The sequence below is a fragment of the Bifidobacterium sp. FKU genome (assembly GCF_026016385.1).
Classification (GTDB): Bacteria; Actinomycetota; Actinomycetes; order Actinomycetales; family Bifidobacteriaceae; genus Bifidobacterium; species Bifidobacterium infantis.
This window is the reverse complement of the sequence record NZ_CP092888.1, coordinates 1,341,362-1,354,109: the sequence shown is the minus strand read 5'-3', so window position 1 is coordinate 1,354,109 and position 12,748 is coordinate 1,341,362. Positions and strand designations below refer to the sequence as shown.

21 protein-coding genes are annotated in these 12,748 nt (G+C 58.6%); 18 read left to right on the top strand and 3 right to left on the bottom strand.

From position 1 onward, the window contains the following. Nucleotides 1-90 precede the first annotated feature (90 nt). Complete coding sequence (locus MMB48_RS06080; RefSeq protein WP_165505051.1) at nt 91-264, top strand: hypothetical protein; 174 nt, start codon at nt 91-93, stop codon at nt 262-264. Continuing rightward, entirely contained in the window at nt 242-802 is a 561-nt protein-coding gene (locus MMB48_RS06075; protein ID WP_226746465.1) for a GNAT family N-acetyltransferase, read from the top strand. The genes MMB48_RS06080 and MMB48_RS06075 overlap by 23 nt, the downstream gene beginning before the upstream one ends. 121 nt (nt 803-923) lie before the next feature. Here MMB48_RS06075 and MMB48_RS06070 read toward each other — a convergent pair whose 3' ends face one another. The 3 genes from MMB48_RS06070 to MMB48_RS06060 all read right to left on the bottom strand — a co-directional run bounded on the left by MMB48_RS06070 (nt 924) and on the right by MMB48_RS06060 (nt 3,597). Then, a complete protein-coding gene (locus tag MMB48_RS06070; RefSeq protein ID WP_050496243.1) occupies nt 924-2,213 on the bottom strand; it encodes a GIY-YIG nuclease family protein in 1,290 nt (429 codons plus the stop codon). A gap of 197 nt (nt 2,214-2,410) precedes the next feature. Then, nucleotides 2,411-2,788, bottom strand: a complete 378-nt coding sequence (locus MMB48_RS06065) for an ImmA/IrrE family metallo-endopeptidase (RefSeq protein WP_032744086.1) — start codon at nt 2,786-2,788, stop codon at nt 2,411-2,413. Beyond that, nucleotides 2,785-3,597: a hypothetical protein gene (locus MMB48_RS06060; protein ID WP_032744088.1), complete on the bottom strand. Its 813-nt coding sequence runs from the start codon at nt 3,595-3,597 to the stop codon at nt 2,785-2,787. The genes MMB48_RS06065 and MMB48_RS06060 overlap by 4 nt, the downstream gene beginning before the upstream one ends. 119 nt (nt 3,598-3,716) lie before the next feature. On the opposite strand from MMB48_RS06060, the gene MMB48_RS06055 reads away from it, so the two are divergent. From MMB48_RS06055 to MMB48_RS05980, 16 genes are all read left to right on the top strand, one after another. After that, nucleotides 3,717-3,965: a helix-turn-helix transcriptional regulator gene (locus MMB48_RS06055; RefSeq protein ID WP_032744090.1), complete on the top strand. Its 249-nt coding sequence runs from the start codon at nt 3,717-3,719 to the stop codon at nt 3,963-3,965. Nucleotides 3,966-3,977: 12 nt separating this feature from the next. Beyond that, nucleotides 3,978-4,280 (top strand): hypothetical protein, encoded by a 303-nt coding sequence (locus MMB48_RS06050; RefSeq protein WP_032744092.1) that lies wholly within the window; start codon nt 3,978-3,980, stop codon nt 4,278-4,280. Continuing rightward, nucleotides 4,277-5,044 (top strand): Bro-N domain-containing protein, encoded by a 768-nt coding sequence (locus MMB48_RS06045; RefSeq protein ID WP_032744093.1) that lies wholly within the window; start codon nt 4,277-4,279, stop codon nt 5,042-5,044. The genes MMB48_RS06050 and MMB48_RS06045 overlap by 4 nt, the downstream gene beginning before the upstream one ends. A gap of 83 nt (nt 5,045-5,127) precedes the next feature. Continuing rightward, on the top strand, nt 5,128-5,448 hold the full coding sequence (locus MMB48_RS06040) for a hypothetical protein (protein ID WP_007057070.1): 321 nt from the start codon (nt 5,128-5,130) through the stop codon (nt 5,446-5,448). After that, the gene (locus MMB48_RS06035) at nt 5,433-5,666 is read left to right on the top strand and encodes a helix-turn-helix transcriptional regulator (protein ID WP_032744095.1); all 234 of its coding nucleotides are present in this window, start codon (nt 5,433-5,435) and stop codon (nt 5,664-5,666) included. The genes MMB48_RS06040 and MMB48_RS06035 overlap by 16 nt, the downstream gene beginning before the upstream one ends. Nucleotides 5,667-5,779: 113 nt before the next feature. Continuing rightward, a complete protein-coding gene (locus tag MMB48_RS06030; RefSeq protein WP_032744096.1) occupies nt 5,780-6,121 on the top strand; it encodes a hypothetical protein in 342 nt (113 codons plus the stop codon). Continuing rightward, nucleotides 6,118-6,381 (top strand): hypothetical protein, encoded by a 264-nt coding sequence (locus MMB48_RS06025; RefSeq protein ID WP_007058651.1) that lies wholly within the window; start codon nt 6,118-6,120, stop codon nt 6,379-6,381. Before MMB48_RS06030 ends, MMB48_RS06025 begins: the two co-directional genes overlap by 4 nt. Continuing rightward, nucleotides 6,365-6,838 (top strand): RusA family crossover junction endodeoxyribonuclease, encoded by a 474-nt coding sequence (locus MMB48_RS06020; protein ID WP_032744098.1) that lies wholly within the window; start codon nt 6,365-6,367, stop codon nt 6,836-6,838. The genes MMB48_RS06025 and MMB48_RS06020 overlap by 17 nt, the downstream gene beginning before the upstream one ends. Beyond that, nucleotides 6,835-7,167, top strand: a complete 333-nt coding sequence (locus tag MMB48_RS06015) for a hypothetical protein (RefSeq protein ID WP_032744100.1) — start codon at nt 6,835-6,837, stop codon at nt 7,165-7,167. The genes MMB48_RS06020 and MMB48_RS06015 overlap by 4 nt, the downstream gene beginning before the upstream one ends. A 161-nt stretch (nt 7,168-7,328) precedes the next feature. After that, nucleotides 7,329-7,733: a hypothetical protein gene (locus tag MMB48_RS06010; RefSeq protein ID WP_032744101.1), complete on the top strand. Its 405-nt coding sequence runs from the start codon at nt 7,329-7,331 to the stop codon at nt 7,731-7,733. Next, complete coding sequence (locus tag MMB48_RS06005; RefSeq protein ID WP_032744103.1) at nt 7,730-8,125, top strand: hypothetical protein; 396 nt, start codon at nt 7,730-7,732, stop codon at nt 8,123-8,125. The genes MMB48_RS06010 and MMB48_RS06005 overlap by 4 nt, the downstream gene beginning before the upstream one ends. Then, nucleotides 8,112-9,122 (top strand): hypothetical protein, encoded by a 1,011-nt coding sequence (locus MMB48_RS06000; protein WP_032744105.1) that lies wholly within the window; start codon nt 8,112-8,114, stop codon nt 9,120-9,122. Before MMB48_RS06005 ends, MMB48_RS06000 begins: the two co-directional genes overlap by 14 nt. 14 nt (nt 9,123-9,136) lie before the next feature. Next, nucleotides 9,137-10,066 (top strand): hypothetical protein, encoded by a 930-nt coding sequence (locus tag MMB48_RS05995; protein WP_032744106.1) that lies wholly within the window; start codon nt 9,137-9,139, stop codon nt 10,064-10,066. Between the two features lie 31 nt (nt 10,067-10,097). Beyond that, nucleotides 10,098-10,241 carry a hypothetical protein gene (locus tag MMB48_RS05990; RefSeq protein WP_168928614.1) on the top strand — a complete coding sequence of 48 codons (144 nt, stop codon included), beginning with the start codon at nt 10,098-10,100 and terminating at the stop codon, nt 10,239-10,241. 101 nt (nt 10,242-10,342) lie between these two features. Next, nucleotides 10,343-11,191 carry a bifunctional DNA primase/polymerase gene (locus MMB48_RS05985; RefSeq protein WP_234884545.1) on the top strand — a complete coding sequence of 283 codons (849 nt, stop codon included), beginning with the start codon at nt 10,343-10,345 and terminating at the stop codon, nt 11,189-11,191. After that, on the top strand, nt 11,136-12,623 hold the full coding sequence (locus tag MMB48_RS05980) for an AAA family ATPase (RefSeq protein ID WP_234884546.1): 1,488 nt from the start codon (nt 11,136-11,138) through the stop codon (nt 12,621-12,623). Before MMB48_RS05985 ends, MMB48_RS05980 begins: the two co-directional genes overlap by 56 nt. Nucleotides 12,624-12,748: the final 125 nt, after the last annotated feature.

Genomic DNA, 12,748 nt, shown 5'->3' with positions numbered 1-12,748 from the left:
AACCGGTTTTGATGTGTTTTAATGGGATTTGACAAGGGGAAGGGAAATACGTAGGCTATCCCCTTACGCCAAAATCGAAAGGAGGCGGCCATGACCATGACGGATACCGGCGTGAAGCCAATACCGGCGTACGCGCCGTCCGAGGACGGCAAGCCACGCAACGCCGTGGACGAGAAATGGATGCGACTGCACCGCGCGATGATGAACCGTCCGGCACGACTCGCGAAGAAGGCGCAGAAGATTGAGAATAGCGATCGTCACTAGTCGCCTGTGCGACTCCGGCGACCAGCTCGCATTGCGCCGCTTCGTCTGCTGCGAGCCGAACGGCCCGGAGTACGCGATGGACGTGCAGCGCTATATCCGCGGACTCCGCGTCAAGGACGAGCCGGGGATGTACCGGATGGTTCTCCAGTACGGGGAAACCCCGAACGCTCCCATCGTCGGCTTCTGCGAGTTCGGATACGACCCCGCCGCCCTGGAATCCAGTGGTTACGCGATATCGTTCATCGCCACCGCGTTGAGCGAACGTGGCCGGCATCTCGGTGCGATACTGTTGGACTGCGCGCTGCGATGGATGGCGAACGACGCCGCCAGACACGGGCGCACCCCGTACGTGCTTACACAGATCGACCCCCGGAACGAGGCCAGCGTTCACCTTTTCTCCGGCGCGGGCTTCGAGAACGAGGGGCGGGATGAGAACGACCCCGAATTCGACATCTGGTCGAAGGAATTCGAACCGCTCGCCACGGACAGACTCTACTTCTACTCCCCCATCATGATTGACGAGGACGATAAGAACTGACATTTCAGGTATGGCTTCGCCCCGTGTAGGATATGGGGGTGAAGCGTCCTTCTTTCTTGAACTAGCTGGATTCTTCACTCGCCCTATCGGTGTGCAAGACCGGTAGGGCAATTCTCTTTTCTCAAGCAGACACGGGCGCTGCTCCTATGTTCTGTTTCGCGGCGATGGCCTGACTGACGCGATATTCCTCCGCGTCGGGCTCGACCTTGTATTCGACCACGGCCACGTCCTTTTCCTTGAGCTTGTCCAGCACCTCCTGTGGCGTGCAGTAGTAGAACTCCTTGCGCGCGTTGACCTTGTTCACGCGCCTATCCTCGAACTCGTGATGCAGCATAGTCTCCAATGAAACCGCATCCTTGGAGAAGAACAAGGCATGCACGTCAAACTTGAACGGCACCGATGCATCGGACAGCTCACGTACACGATCCATGGGCTCGAGGCGTCGGGTCATACCAATCTTGACCATGCGCCCGCCGAACGCGCCCACGTCGCTGATGACGTACACGTAGCCGGCTCGAATGTTCGCGGCCCGGTAGTCCACATCGTTGATGGACTTGTTGATGTCCGCAAGCTTCGATTCCAGCTTCGCGACCTCCTCCACATCGCCTTTCTCCTTCATCTTCTCGAGCACGTTCTGGTAGTGCTCCTGCTCCTTGCGCAGACGAGCCATCTCGGCTTCGAGCTCCTTCTGAGCCCGCTGCTGTTCGCGCAGTTCGGCACGACGCTCGCGTTCGGCTTCCTTCTCGGCCTGTACCGCCTGCATGTAGCGTGCGGTCAGTTCCAGTTCTTCGATTCGCAACTGCTTGTATTGCCATGTGATGCGCAGGTCGATGAATTGCCCGAATCGATCGATTCGGTCGGAACACCGGTTGAGTCGGGCTATCGATGTTTGCAGATTGCCGGCCTTGACCGTTTTCACGCAGTTCTCGGCTTCGGCGTTATAGAGGCTGAGAGCCATGCGGGACATGTCGTTGAGGAATTTCCTGCCCTTTGCCGCCGAGTTGTTGAAGGTGAAATTCGACGTTACGTGGACCGCGGTCTTGTTCTTGACATGCTGTTTTTGCGCCTGTCGATTGACCGCTAGTTTGGATTGCAAGGACACGGAGTCTTCCGCCGGATTCTTGTAGTCGTAGAATCCCATTTCCTGTAATTCGCCGAATTCCCTGAGATTCAATACGGTTGCGTCAAGCTGGTTCAGTTCGGTTTTCTTCGATGCGATACTGGAATCCAGTGAATGATTTTCGGCATCCAATCGTTGCTTCAGATCCTCACGCTGCTTGATATCCAGTGCACCAAGCTGCATGATCTGCGCATTCAGACGTGCGACTTCCTCGCGGAGCCGCAGTATCTCCTGCTTGCGCCCGAAAAACGGCACATTCCGATCAACGGTCGGAGGAATCGGCTGCTCCATTCGAGCGGCATCAGGGGCATTCCCCGGTTGTTCGGGAATGAAAGTCGTTTGTTCCTGCCGTTGAGGTAGTGCTCCCGGAGGCATGACGCCATCATGGGATGCCTGATATTGCTGAATGATTTCATCCCTTTGTTGGGGAATCGACCGATTCATCCCGTTGCGCGGAGCTGAATGCCTTCCCATGGCTTCTTCTTTCCCTAGGCGGCCACACTGTCGTGCAGCCAGTTTTTGTATGCCCGGATTACCCAGGGCATGACGTTGAGTTCTCGTGCTATGGCACATTCGTCGCCGTCGAAGATAATCTCGGCGGACTGATATTCGAGCTGGTTGACGAGCATGCGTGCGGCCTCCATGTCGGCTCTCCGCTCGGTTGCGGAGTCGCATTTGCATCCTACGTCGTGGTGACGGGCATGACTAATCTCATGTGCGAGCACGCACCGGCGTTGGATTGGTGTGAGCCGGTCGCTGATGAGTATGCGGTTGTTTGCCGCGTCGTAGCCGCCCTCAAGATCTGCCGGCAACGCCAGCTCGTACACGTTGGCCCATTTACGGGCGATGGTCTCCACGTCGATCATGGCATTTCCTCGTATGCTTCCTGCTCACGCTCGATATCACCATGCTTCGCGGCAAGATCAAGAGTCGACGGATCGATAGAATTATCGTCACGCAAAGTGGGGAAATAAATTGAACCATCGTTAATCATGTGGTCAAGGCATAAATCGATTTCCTCAATGACGCCGCGAGTTTCTCGCCCTCGCTTTTGGGGTGAGGCGTTCCGACCCGCTCGTTGCGAAGTTTCGTCATCGAGGAAATGACCGTATTTTAAAAGACAAATCGCAGCAAAAGCAGGGGCTGTAATATTAACCTTATTAGCCGCCCTTTGCTCGGACAGGGTTGGAGAATGGCGAACCATTTTATTACGTATCTCGTTTGGACCGTTAAGCGCGGTTGACACTAAATATTCTGAGACCTTTGCCATGATACTCGGAATCGAATTCAACAATGATTGATTGATTTGTTGTATTACTGGATCGTCGGACATTTTCTTCGGCGGTACGCCCAATAATTCGAAATGATTTCCATTAAGGGCTTTGCGGAGCTCCTCTCTACTAATTGAAGCTCCTCCATCTAATTTGATATCGCCTTCACCAGGAAAAAGATCGGAGAGAACAAGAGATTCTCCCGTCAGTGACTCCAATGACTTGACAAGAATCAGCATGTTGAACAATGAGGCTGCAGAAGCATTTCTTTTCATACCCGAAATGAACCCCGGTGTCCATGTTGCTCCATAGCGCCTCGCTTCAGTCGCGATTTGATCCAACGTCAAGCCTTTGGCGGCTCTCATTGAATCTATATAAGCGTAGATGGCTGCATTAATTCTCATGTTCTCAATTTAACAACACGACACGCCAAAAGGCAAAATACAAGTTGTCATATTGAAACTCTGTGCTACCTTGTTAATCACGTTCTCATAACGACAACTTGTGAAAGGAGGTTTTGATAATGCCGGCAATTGCTATGAGTCCGACTCTCAGCCCCAAGGAGGTGTTTGAGCACTACGGGCTCAAGCCCAATCATCTGGCCCAGCTGCGCTACCAGAAGAAAGGCCCCCGCTACATCCAAGCGACGCCACGAACGGTTTTGTACCGACAAAGCGACATCGAAGATTGGCTGACTGCAAACACGGTGGAGACCGAAGACAGCAAGGAAATGAAAAAGGCATCCGCCGCCACGGATGCCGAGATCAAATGAAAGAAGGTTCAAATGAACAACACCATTCTAACCGACAACAAGGAAATCGAAACCCTCGACCTCCCCTCATGGTGGAGCGACGACTTCCCCTGCGTAGCAACCTTGCTCAAGACCGGGTTCAAGGGGCACCGTCAGCTGTTCGCAGCTGACGTGGATGTCCTCCCCGGCGTCGGCTTCGCGTTCTACGAAGTCCAATGGCTCGACAAAGACGGGTCTTCCTCCGATGGACCCCTTACGACAATCGTTCCATTCAACAACATCGAAAGCATTGAACAGGTAGAAACCGTGGAAGCAGAGGACGGTGGTCTCAAATGAGCAACGCATTGCAGACCCTTCGTTTCGAAGATACGGAGGTCACCGCACTGGACTGCAACACCGACGAGCCGGTGTTCGTCGCCAGCCCCATCGCGAAGAAACTCGCATACGAGAGCGCGAAGGACATGTTGCGCAATCTTGACTCCGATGAAAAGGGTAAGCACATTGTGCCCACCCTTGGAGGAGAACAAGAAATGAGCGTCATCACGCTGCCCGGCCTGATCCACGCCTTGAACAATCGCCGCCCCGGCGCAGTCAAGGACGAGGCCACGCGCAACATGGTCATCCGGTTCCAGCGTTGGGTGAACCACGAACTAGTGCCGACCGTAATGCGCACCGGCAGATACGAGGTGCAGCGTCCGCAACACCTGCTTGAGGCGGCTCACCATGAGCGCATGATGCAAGTCGAACTGTTGAAGGCTTCGCAGGGCATCGTCCACCCGGATTTCCTCGAAGCGAAGACGCGCATCGTGATCGCACGGGAATTGGGGGAACTACCTGAGCTCGACCCGAAGACCCGTCCCCTGTACACACAGGACTATCTACGGGAGAAGAATCTGAGCGCCAAGCAGCTGCGATCGAAGAGTGGCACATTCGGCAAGAAGCTCAAGGCCGCATATCGAGAGCGAAACGGTCGAGACCCACAACGCGCTGATCTGACACTGCCGAACGGTCACATCATTCAGGTCTACGCCTACACGGAAGAAGATCGCCCCTTGTTTGACCGGGCATGGGATGAGCTCAGTCAGAAAGCGGGTGCGTGATGGCCGGCGCTCTCCCTGAGAAAAATCTTCGTCTATCTCTCACCCACCCTATCGTGTCGGACTCTTACAGACATTCCTTCCCCATGGAATTGGTATGTGATCCGAACGATGAGGCCGACCTGTTCCTGACGGTGTTCAAAGCGAAGGTTCCTATGTTCGACTTGTGGTTCGACCTGACGTATTCCACGTTCGACGGGGTGACCGGTTCGTTCTATCCCGATTGGAGCGAATGGACGTTCGGTGACCTGAAGGAAGCGAAGGACGTATTGCACTCCTATCTGGATTCCATCGATGTTCTCCGCGTTTTTTTTGCGGACTACCTGCGGGTATTCGAGTGGGCGTCGACCGTGGACTGGCGCGGCCTGCTCGCCAAGAAGCGTGGTGAATCATGTCCAAGCAGATAGAAGCACAGGACGGTTGGCCCATTGGCAAGGTGGCGGAATTCCTGAATCTTTCGAAGAGCACTCTTTACATCTGGTCTTGCTACGACCGGTGGGGCGGGAAATACCCGCCGGCCCCGAAGCGTATCGGCCGTCGGCTGGTGTGGGATCCACGCGAGGTCATCGACTACCGGAACAACAGGTGCGCCATCACCCGCAAGGAACTGGTCTACGGCAAATAAAGGTTTCCCGGCCCCAATGCCGGGAGAAAAAAGAAATAAGCGGTGCCAGCGTCGCACTGCCAAGGTTCACGCCGGCACCAACATCACCAATCACATTGAAAGGAAGACAAGTGATGTCAAACAACAAGATTAGCGGTATCCACGCCATCGGCGTCGAGGTTCCGGAGGACATGTCGCTGAAGGAGCTCATGGAGCAGCTCCTGAATGATACGGAGGTCGAATTGGAGAAGGATTTGGACGGGGAGACCCGCAAGCCCGAACCACAGTCCGAGGCGGACAAGTGGCAGCGGTATGCGGACATGCTGGGCGACCTGTTCGATATGGCGCATCAGATCGGCTATGACGCCTACATGCAGGGCGACCTGAAGATCATGCGCAAGGTGTTGCAGGTCGAATCCGACGTGGTGGATCTGGCCGGCATCGTGACCACGGAGAAGTCGAGGGCCGTGAAATGAGCATCGAAGCGTTACGCAAAAAGCGGCGCATGCGCCGACCCCGGCCGAGGTTAACGGACGGGCAGAAATCGGCCGTGCTGCTGGCTCTCACGTTCTGCGAGGGTTGGCTGGTCGGTTTCGCCGGCACGCACAGCCGCATCCCAAGTCCGGTGGGTACGCCGCAGTGGATGATAACCGGCTCGCTCGCATTGGCGGTCATCCTGCCGCTCATGTTCGTGGGAATCCTGTTGAAGTGGGGCGGCGATGGAACAGCCAAGTGAGTTCACGCTCTGCCTGCCGGGCGACCCGGTGCCGAAGGGGCGTCCCCGCGTCTACAACGGGCACGCGATGACACCGAAACGCACCGTCAGGGCGGAGGAACGCCTGTTCGCCGAATTCAGGCTCAAATACCCGCAGGCGAAACCATACCAGTGCCCGGTCAGGTTGGAGGCCGAATTCTGGATGAGCCATCGCGGCCGTCCGGATCTCGACAACCTTTTGAAGCTGGTTCTGGACTCCCTGAACGGCGTCGCCTACGTGGACGACGCGCAGGTCGTCGAATCCCATGCCACCAAGCGCATGCCCGACCTATGGGTGTACGGAGCCAAAGGCAAATACCGGAAACGCAAGAGCGGCGACCCATACACGTACTGCGGGCACGAATACGAACCACATCTCTATATCCGAATCAAGCCGCTCCCGGGATGGGAGCCGAACAAGCAAGGAGAACAATCATGAGCAAGCCGATCAACGAACCCCGTCTGGCGCAGCAGGCGCTGATAGCGGACGAGGATCTGAGTTTCGAACTGGCGGCTTTGGTGCCGCCGGCGAACGGCATCACGAACGCGGCCAGCACGTTCATCGACCGGGCGACCAAACTGTTGCTGTCCGACAAGATCATGCTCACCAACGAGCAGCATACGGCCGTCGTGACGGCCATCGCCGTCGCCCAACTGACCGTCAAGGAAGGCGCGGCCATATCGAAGCTGCTGCGCAACCCGGACGCTTCGGCGGACATCATAGCCGGACTGCGACTCACCTCCAAGGACAAGCAGGATGCCCGATAAACGTCTTTGGATGCCGCGTTGCAGGACGTGCGGCCCATTGGGGCCGATAGCCGGCCTGTCCGACGCGATCAGCGCCTGCACCCGGCACGCGAACCAGTACCCGAACCATCAGACGGCGTGGTACCCCACCTACGCCCAGGTCACCGTGAAAGGAAAACCAAATGACTGCGAATGACAACAACGTGTTGACTCCGGATTTCAAGGAAATCGAAACCAAAAACCCCGACGAGGGCCTGCGACAGGGCCTGTTCGAGGCGCAGGCGGCGCGCATCGTCGAACTGCAGGCCGAGATCGCCAGCCGACAGGAGGAAATCGACAATCTCAAATCCCTGATTCTCGACTCGCATCCTGTCGGCACCTACCTGGCCGGCAATCTGAAGGTGCAGGTCAAGCCGGGCGCGCGCCGCATCAACGCCGGCACGTTCGAAAAAGCCTACCCGGCCACCAAGTATCCCGGAGCCTACCAGTTGCGGCCGCGGCCGCTCAGCCAGTTGGAGAAGCTGCTGTCGGCGGACGCGGTGGCCGATTACGCGATGAGCGGCAAGCCTATGGTGGTGGTCTCATGAGCGCGGAACTGTCCAGCTTGGGCATCGCCCAGATCGTGGAAAGCGTTATCGCCGACTACGACCTGCGTGACGAGGACGGCAACGAGCTGACCGTCGACCTGTACGTCATCCGTTCCGAGCAGCTCGACGAGCTGGGCCTCACCGTCGCCAGACGCATCCACAAGGCCATACACGAACTGGAGACGCAAGGCAAGACCGGCTTCCCCGTGCATTCGATGGCCTTCGGCAGCATGCCGGTAACCATCGCGGAGGACGGCGACCGCACCTACACGCTGCGCTTCGAATCGGACGAGGCGGTGGCCATTATACGGCTCAGCCAGACCGCACTGGGCGACATCAAGAAACAGATCGACGACCTTCTCAAGGAAGTGAAGAACCATGAGCATGAATGACGCCATTCTCGCCGTCGCACAAGCCCAACAGCAGGGTGACGCGATACCCGTCGACGTGCCGCCCATGACGCAGTCGGCACCCGGCATGGGCAAGCCGCCAGTCACGCCGAAAACACGGGTGGACACGATGGAGGAACCCAGGTTATGGCCGGAGATCCGCCAGCTCATCGAGGACGACATCCAGAACGCTCCACGCGAACTGCAACGTGAGATAGGCCCATCCGAACTGGGAACGGACTGCGTGCACTGTCTCGCAGCCAAACTGGCGGGCTGGCCGGAGCGACGCTCCCCGGGCTGGCTGCCGTTCATCGGCACATGCGTGCACGCGCATTTCGAGACCATGTTCCGAGAGCTGAACGGGGAGCCGGCGGCCCAGTTCCCGTACACGAGCGAGGACAACGTGCACTGTCTCGCGGAACGGTGGCGCCCGGAGTACCGGGTCACCGTAGGCCGATTGCAGGGCCTCCACGGCGGCTACGACGTCACCGGATCGATCGACCTCTGGGATCGCAAAACCCATAGCACCATCGATTGGAAGATCGTCGGCAACACCACGGTCACGAAGGTCAAGGCGCACGGCCCCAGCCAGCAGTATCGGGTGCAGGCCTCGCTCTACGGCATGGGACTGCAGAACGAGGGCGAGCGGGTGGAACGCAACTGCATCTACTTCCTGCCCCGCAACAAGACCTCGTTGGGTGACGCATTGCCATGGGAGACCAGGTTCGACGCGAAGCCCGGCAAATGGGCGTTGGCCCGAGCCCAACTGCTCGTCAACCTCATGGACATCATCGAACAGGCGGACGGCGCGGAGGTGCGCGACAGCTGGATAAAGCAACTGCCCGCGGCTGGCCCCGACAAGTGCTTCTCATGCAAGGGCCGCGTGTGGCCGGACATGAGCGCGCTCCCCGAGTTCGACGAGAAGCCGTGGCCGGACGTGCCCGACAAATGGCTCCAACTCATCCCCCTAATCGAATCCGAATACCAGTTCACCGAATAACGAAAGGAAACACAATGTTCGGTCAACAACCACAGCAACAGTACGGCTATCCCCAGCAGGGATATCCGCAACAGCAGGCTTACAGCCAGCAGCAGTATGGCGGCTATCAGCCGGCTCCGATGGCTCCGAAGATGAGCGCGGAGCAGATGCTCAACCAGATCGACTCGCAGTCCGGCAAGTCCGCGTTCACGAAGGACAGCATGCCGGGCACGAGGGTGACCGGCATCATCGAGAACGTGACCGCGAACCAGGTGCGTGACTTCCAGACCAAGCAGCCGGCGTTCTGGAACGACGGCTCGCCTCGCCTGCAGGTATTGGTCACCATCGACACCGGCATCATCGACCCGAACGTGGAGGATGATGACGGACGCCGCACCGTCTATATCAAGGGGTGGGGCGTGCAGCGCCGCGCATGGCTGCAGGCATTGCGCAACGCCGGTTTGAAGAAGGCCGGTGAGGTCAAACCGGGCGACCGGTTCACGGCCACGTTCACCGGCTACGGGCCGCAGGGCAATCTGCCACAGCCGCCGAAACTGTTCGAATACGTGATCGAACACCAGTCGCCGGCCGATCTCGCCATGGGCCAGCCCCAGCAGCCCGCACAGCAGCCCTTCCAGCAGCAGCCCCAGCAAAGTTACCCGCAGCAGCAGTACGCCGCACAGCAGGCGGCACAGGCCCCGAATCAGGGGTATCAGCCGGCCCCAACCGACCCGTGGAACCCGCCCGCACAGCAGGGCCAGCAGCAATCTGTTCAGCCTGTGCAGCTCGGCCAGCAGCAGGTGGATCCGATGAAGGTCAACCAGTTGAAGGCGTTGGGCAAGCCGCCGCAGGAGATCGCCGCCTTGTTGGGCGTGCCGGTCGAAGCGGTGACGGCCGTCACCGACCAGGCGCAGCCGCAGAACCACGGCGGCTCGGAACAGCAATTGGAAACCGGTGAATTCTGATGGACGAACTGCTGAAACACCTGCAGAACCAGTGGCTCGAGCTGATGAAAGACATGGATTCCTCGCCTCCGATCAGGACGGTTTCCGTGACGTCGACTCGGAAAGCCTCCAGCTCATGAGCGTGAGACTCGTGCTCCTGGGCTGGCACAAGAGCAAGGATTCCGACAAGGACTGAGTCCAGTCCCGACCGCCGTAGCCGTATCCAAGCGGCCGGCACGCATGCAAAGGCGTGCACGGCACCACACATATTCACATCACATCAAAGGGGTTTCAAGAATGACCGACATCTACGGATACGCGGCAGCCGCGCCACTGTACCGTGCGGCGGGCTGGATGCAGGTCATCCCCCTGCCGGAAGGCCGCAAGACCCCACCACCCAGCGGTTTCACTGGACGCAGCCGCAAACCCGTCACCGACGAGCAGGTGCGGTTCTGGTCGCAGTCGGATCCGACTGCGAACACGGGCATCGTCATCCCCGAAGGCGTATTGGTTCTGGACATCGACGCCGAACAAGGGCACCAGGTCAAGGCAGACGGGGCGAAAGGCATCAGCGAACTCTCTCAGGAACTGGGCATGCTTCCGGCCACGTGGAGCAGCACGGCGCACGGCATCGACAGTCCGGCACGCCACCTGTTCTACAAGGTGCCCGAAGGGCTCGCGTGGAAGGGCGGTGCAATCGAGGGAGTCGACATCCTGCAGCCCGGCCACCGGTATTCCGTGGTCTGGCCGTCGATCCACCCGAGCGGCGAAATGTACTGCTGGTACACGCCAAGCGGCGCATTCTCCGGCACGCTCCCCCATATCGGCGACTTGGCGACACTGCCATGGAAGTGGGTGGACTACCTGCGCAAACCCGACAGAGTGTCGAATTCGACCACTTTAACTCCCTCGTATTCAAGGGAATACGACGACCGCATGTGCAAGGCGGTCAACACGTTCCTCAACAAGACGCTCGCCAACCCGGCAAGCAAAGGCTCAAGGCATGACACCACGCTGCAGGCCGTCTGGGCGTTGGTTAACTTCGCGCAGGAGGGACACCGGGGGGGGGGCTCTCGACGCCATCAACCAATTGAAGCCACGGTTCATCGCCGAGGTGGCCCCCGACCGTCAAGGCAAGGAGCGTGAGGCGGCACGCGAATGGGCCAGCATTCTCAGTGGCGCGATGGAGAAGGCCAACGGCGTGCAATCGCATGTGGATCCGTGCGAGCAGTCGAAGATAGAACGCATGACGCCCGGCGAGTTCAACGAACTCACCCAAAACACGATTGCGAATCAAATGAGGGAAAGTCATCCGCAAGCAGTTCAAAACACTGGAACAATGCCGGTTCAAGCCGGTTCAACACCCGTCGCGCCGGTTCAAAACGGTTCAATGGAAAGTCACGAGGCAAGTAAAAACGCCTCCTCCAGCTGGCAGTTCGAAGACCTCACCCAGCTCGCTTCCGGAATTGAACTGCCGCCCACGCCCACCGTGTTCCAACGAGAGGACGGCCAAGGCCTCTTCTATAGGGGCGCGGTCAACGACCTGCACGGCGAACCCGGCTGCGGCAAAAGCATGATCGCCCAAATCGCCACCGCGCAGGAATTGAAGGCAGACCGTGACGTCATCTACATCGACTACGAGGATTCCGCACGCAACGTGGTCAAACGCCTCCTGCTGCTCGGCGTATCCGGCGAACAGATCATCGGTCACCTGCACTACGTGCGCCCGTCCGCCAAGCCGAGCAGCCCCACCAGTCTCGGCGGCTGGCGCGAAACCCTCGACTACGCCGATACCGCCACGCTCGCCATCATCGACGGCGTCACCAGCTGCCTCGCCTACGCGGGCCTCGACAGCAACAGCGGCGACGACATCGCAGCCTGGTACAACACCATGCCCCGACTCATCTCGGCATGCGGGCCGGCAGTCGTACTCATCGACCACGTCGTCAAGTCCAAAGACAACCGTGGACGCTACGCGGGCGGCAGCATGCAGAAACTCGCCCTCATCGACGGCATCAGCTACAGCGTGGACATGACCAAACCCGTCGGCAAAGGCGTACGCGGCACCATCGTCATCAAAAGCGGCAAAGACCGCATCTCGGAGATCGAGGAGCATTGCGCCGTCAGTTGGAGCGGCAACGGCTCGCACCTGCGCGAAGCCGCCCGCATCGAAATCAACAGCACTGACCCGAAACTCATGCACGTCACCATCGCACGACCCAACATGATGCCCAGCGAAGACCGACAGGCGAAACGTGACGACTTCCGACCCACCGGACTGATGGAACGCATCAGCCGCATGCTGGAGGATTCACTCGAAGAACCGAACCAGTCCGAACTGTTCAAGGCGCTGAAGGAAGACGGTTCCGGAGCGCGCACCGCCGTCATGAGCAAAGCCGTGAGCCTGCTCCTGCAGGAGGGTTTCGTCTCGAACCGCTCCGGACGCAACAATCGTTCGATATTCAAATCCGTCCGACCGTACCGGCAGATAGACGACCCGAAATCCGACGCCTATGTGGACCGTATGAGCAGGGAGGAGGCGAGTGAATCGGATGACGAAAACCACCTCGAAATCTAGTTTTTCCCGTTTTTCCCAGTTTTTCCGAGTTTTTCCCGGAAAAACTGAGCCATCGAGTCTAGTTTTTCCCCACACTCCCCGGACACACTACGTGTGTGTCCGGGTGTGGGAAAAACTACGGCTCG

What these genes read in the sequence shown, in the direction of transcription:
- MMB48_RS06080 (WP_165505051.1), top strand. Translation starts at nt 91, where the DNA reads ATGACCATGACGGATACCGGCGTGAAGCCAATACCGGCGTACGCGCCG.
- MMB48_RS06070 (WP_050496243.1), bottom strand. Translation starts at nt 2,213, where the DNA reads ATGGAGCAGCCGATTCCTCCGACCGTTGATCGGAATGTGCCGTTTTTC.
- MMB48_RS06065 (WP_032744086.1), bottom strand. Translation starts at nt 2,788, where the DNA reads ATGATCGACGTGGAGACCATCGCCCGTAAATGGGCCAACGTGTACGAG.
- MMB48_RS06060 (WP_032744088.1), bottom strand. Translation starts at nt 3,597, where the DNA reads ATGAGAATTAATGCAGCCATCTACGCTTATATAGATTCAATGAGAGCC.
- MMB48_RS06055 (WP_032744090.1), top strand. Translation starts at nt 3,717, where the DNA reads ATGCCGGCAATTGCTATGAGTCCGACTCTCAGCCCCAAGGAGGTGTTT.
- MMB48_RS06050 (WP_032744092.1), top strand. Translation starts at nt 3,978, where the DNA reads ATGAACAACACCATTCTAACCGACAACAAGGAAATCGAAACCCTCGAC.
- MMB48_RS06045 (WP_032744093.1), top strand. Translation starts at nt 4,277, where the DNA reads ATGAGCAACGCATTGCAGACCCTTCGTTTCGAAGATACGGAGGTCACC.
- MMB48_RS06040 (WP_007057070.1), top strand. Translation starts at nt 5,128, where the DNA reads ATGGAATTGGTATGTGATCCGAACGATGAGGCCGACCTGTTCCTGACG.
- MMB48_RS06035 (WP_032744095.1), top strand. Translation starts at nt 5,433, where the DNA reads ATGTCCAAGCAGATAGAAGCACAGGACGGTTGGCCCATTGGCAAGGTG.
- MMB48_RS06030 (WP_032744096.1), top strand. Translation starts at nt 5,780, where the DNA reads ATGTCAAACAACAAGATTAGCGGTATCCACGCCATCGGCGTCGAGGTT.
- MMB48_RS06025 (WP_007058651.1), top strand. Translation starts at nt 6,118, where the DNA reads ATGAGCATCGAAGCGTTACGCAAAAAGCGGCGCATGCGCCGACCCCGG.
- MMB48_RS06020 (WP_032744098.1), top strand. Translation starts at nt 6,365, where the DNA reads ATGGAACAGCCAAGTGAGTTCACGCTCTGCCTGCCGGGCGACCCGGTG.
- MMB48_RS06015 (WP_032744100.1), top strand. Translation starts at nt 6,835, where the DNA reads ATGAGCAAGCCGATCAACGAACCCCGTCTGGCGCAGCAGGCGCTGATA.
- MMB48_RS06010 (WP_032744101.1), top strand. Translation starts at nt 7,329, where the DNA reads ATGACTGCGAATGACAACAACGTGTTGACTCCGGATTTCAAGGAAATC.
- MMB48_RS06005 (WP_032744103.1), top strand. Translation starts at nt 7,730, where the DNA reads ATGAGCGCGGAACTGTCCAGCTTGGGCATCGCCCAGATCGTGGAAAGC.
- MMB48_RS06000 (WP_032744105.1), top strand. Translation starts at nt 8,112, where the DNA reads ATGAGCATGAATGACGCCATTCTCGCCGTCGCACAAGCCCAACAGCAG.
- MMB48_RS05995 (WP_032744106.1), top strand. Translation starts at nt 9,137, where the DNA reads ATGTTCGGTCAACAACCACAGCAACAGTACGGCTATCCCCAGCAGGGA.
- MMB48_RS05985 (WP_234884545.1), top strand. Translation starts at nt 10,343, where the DNA reads ATGACCGACATCTACGGATACGCGGCAGCCGCGCCACTGTACCGTGCG.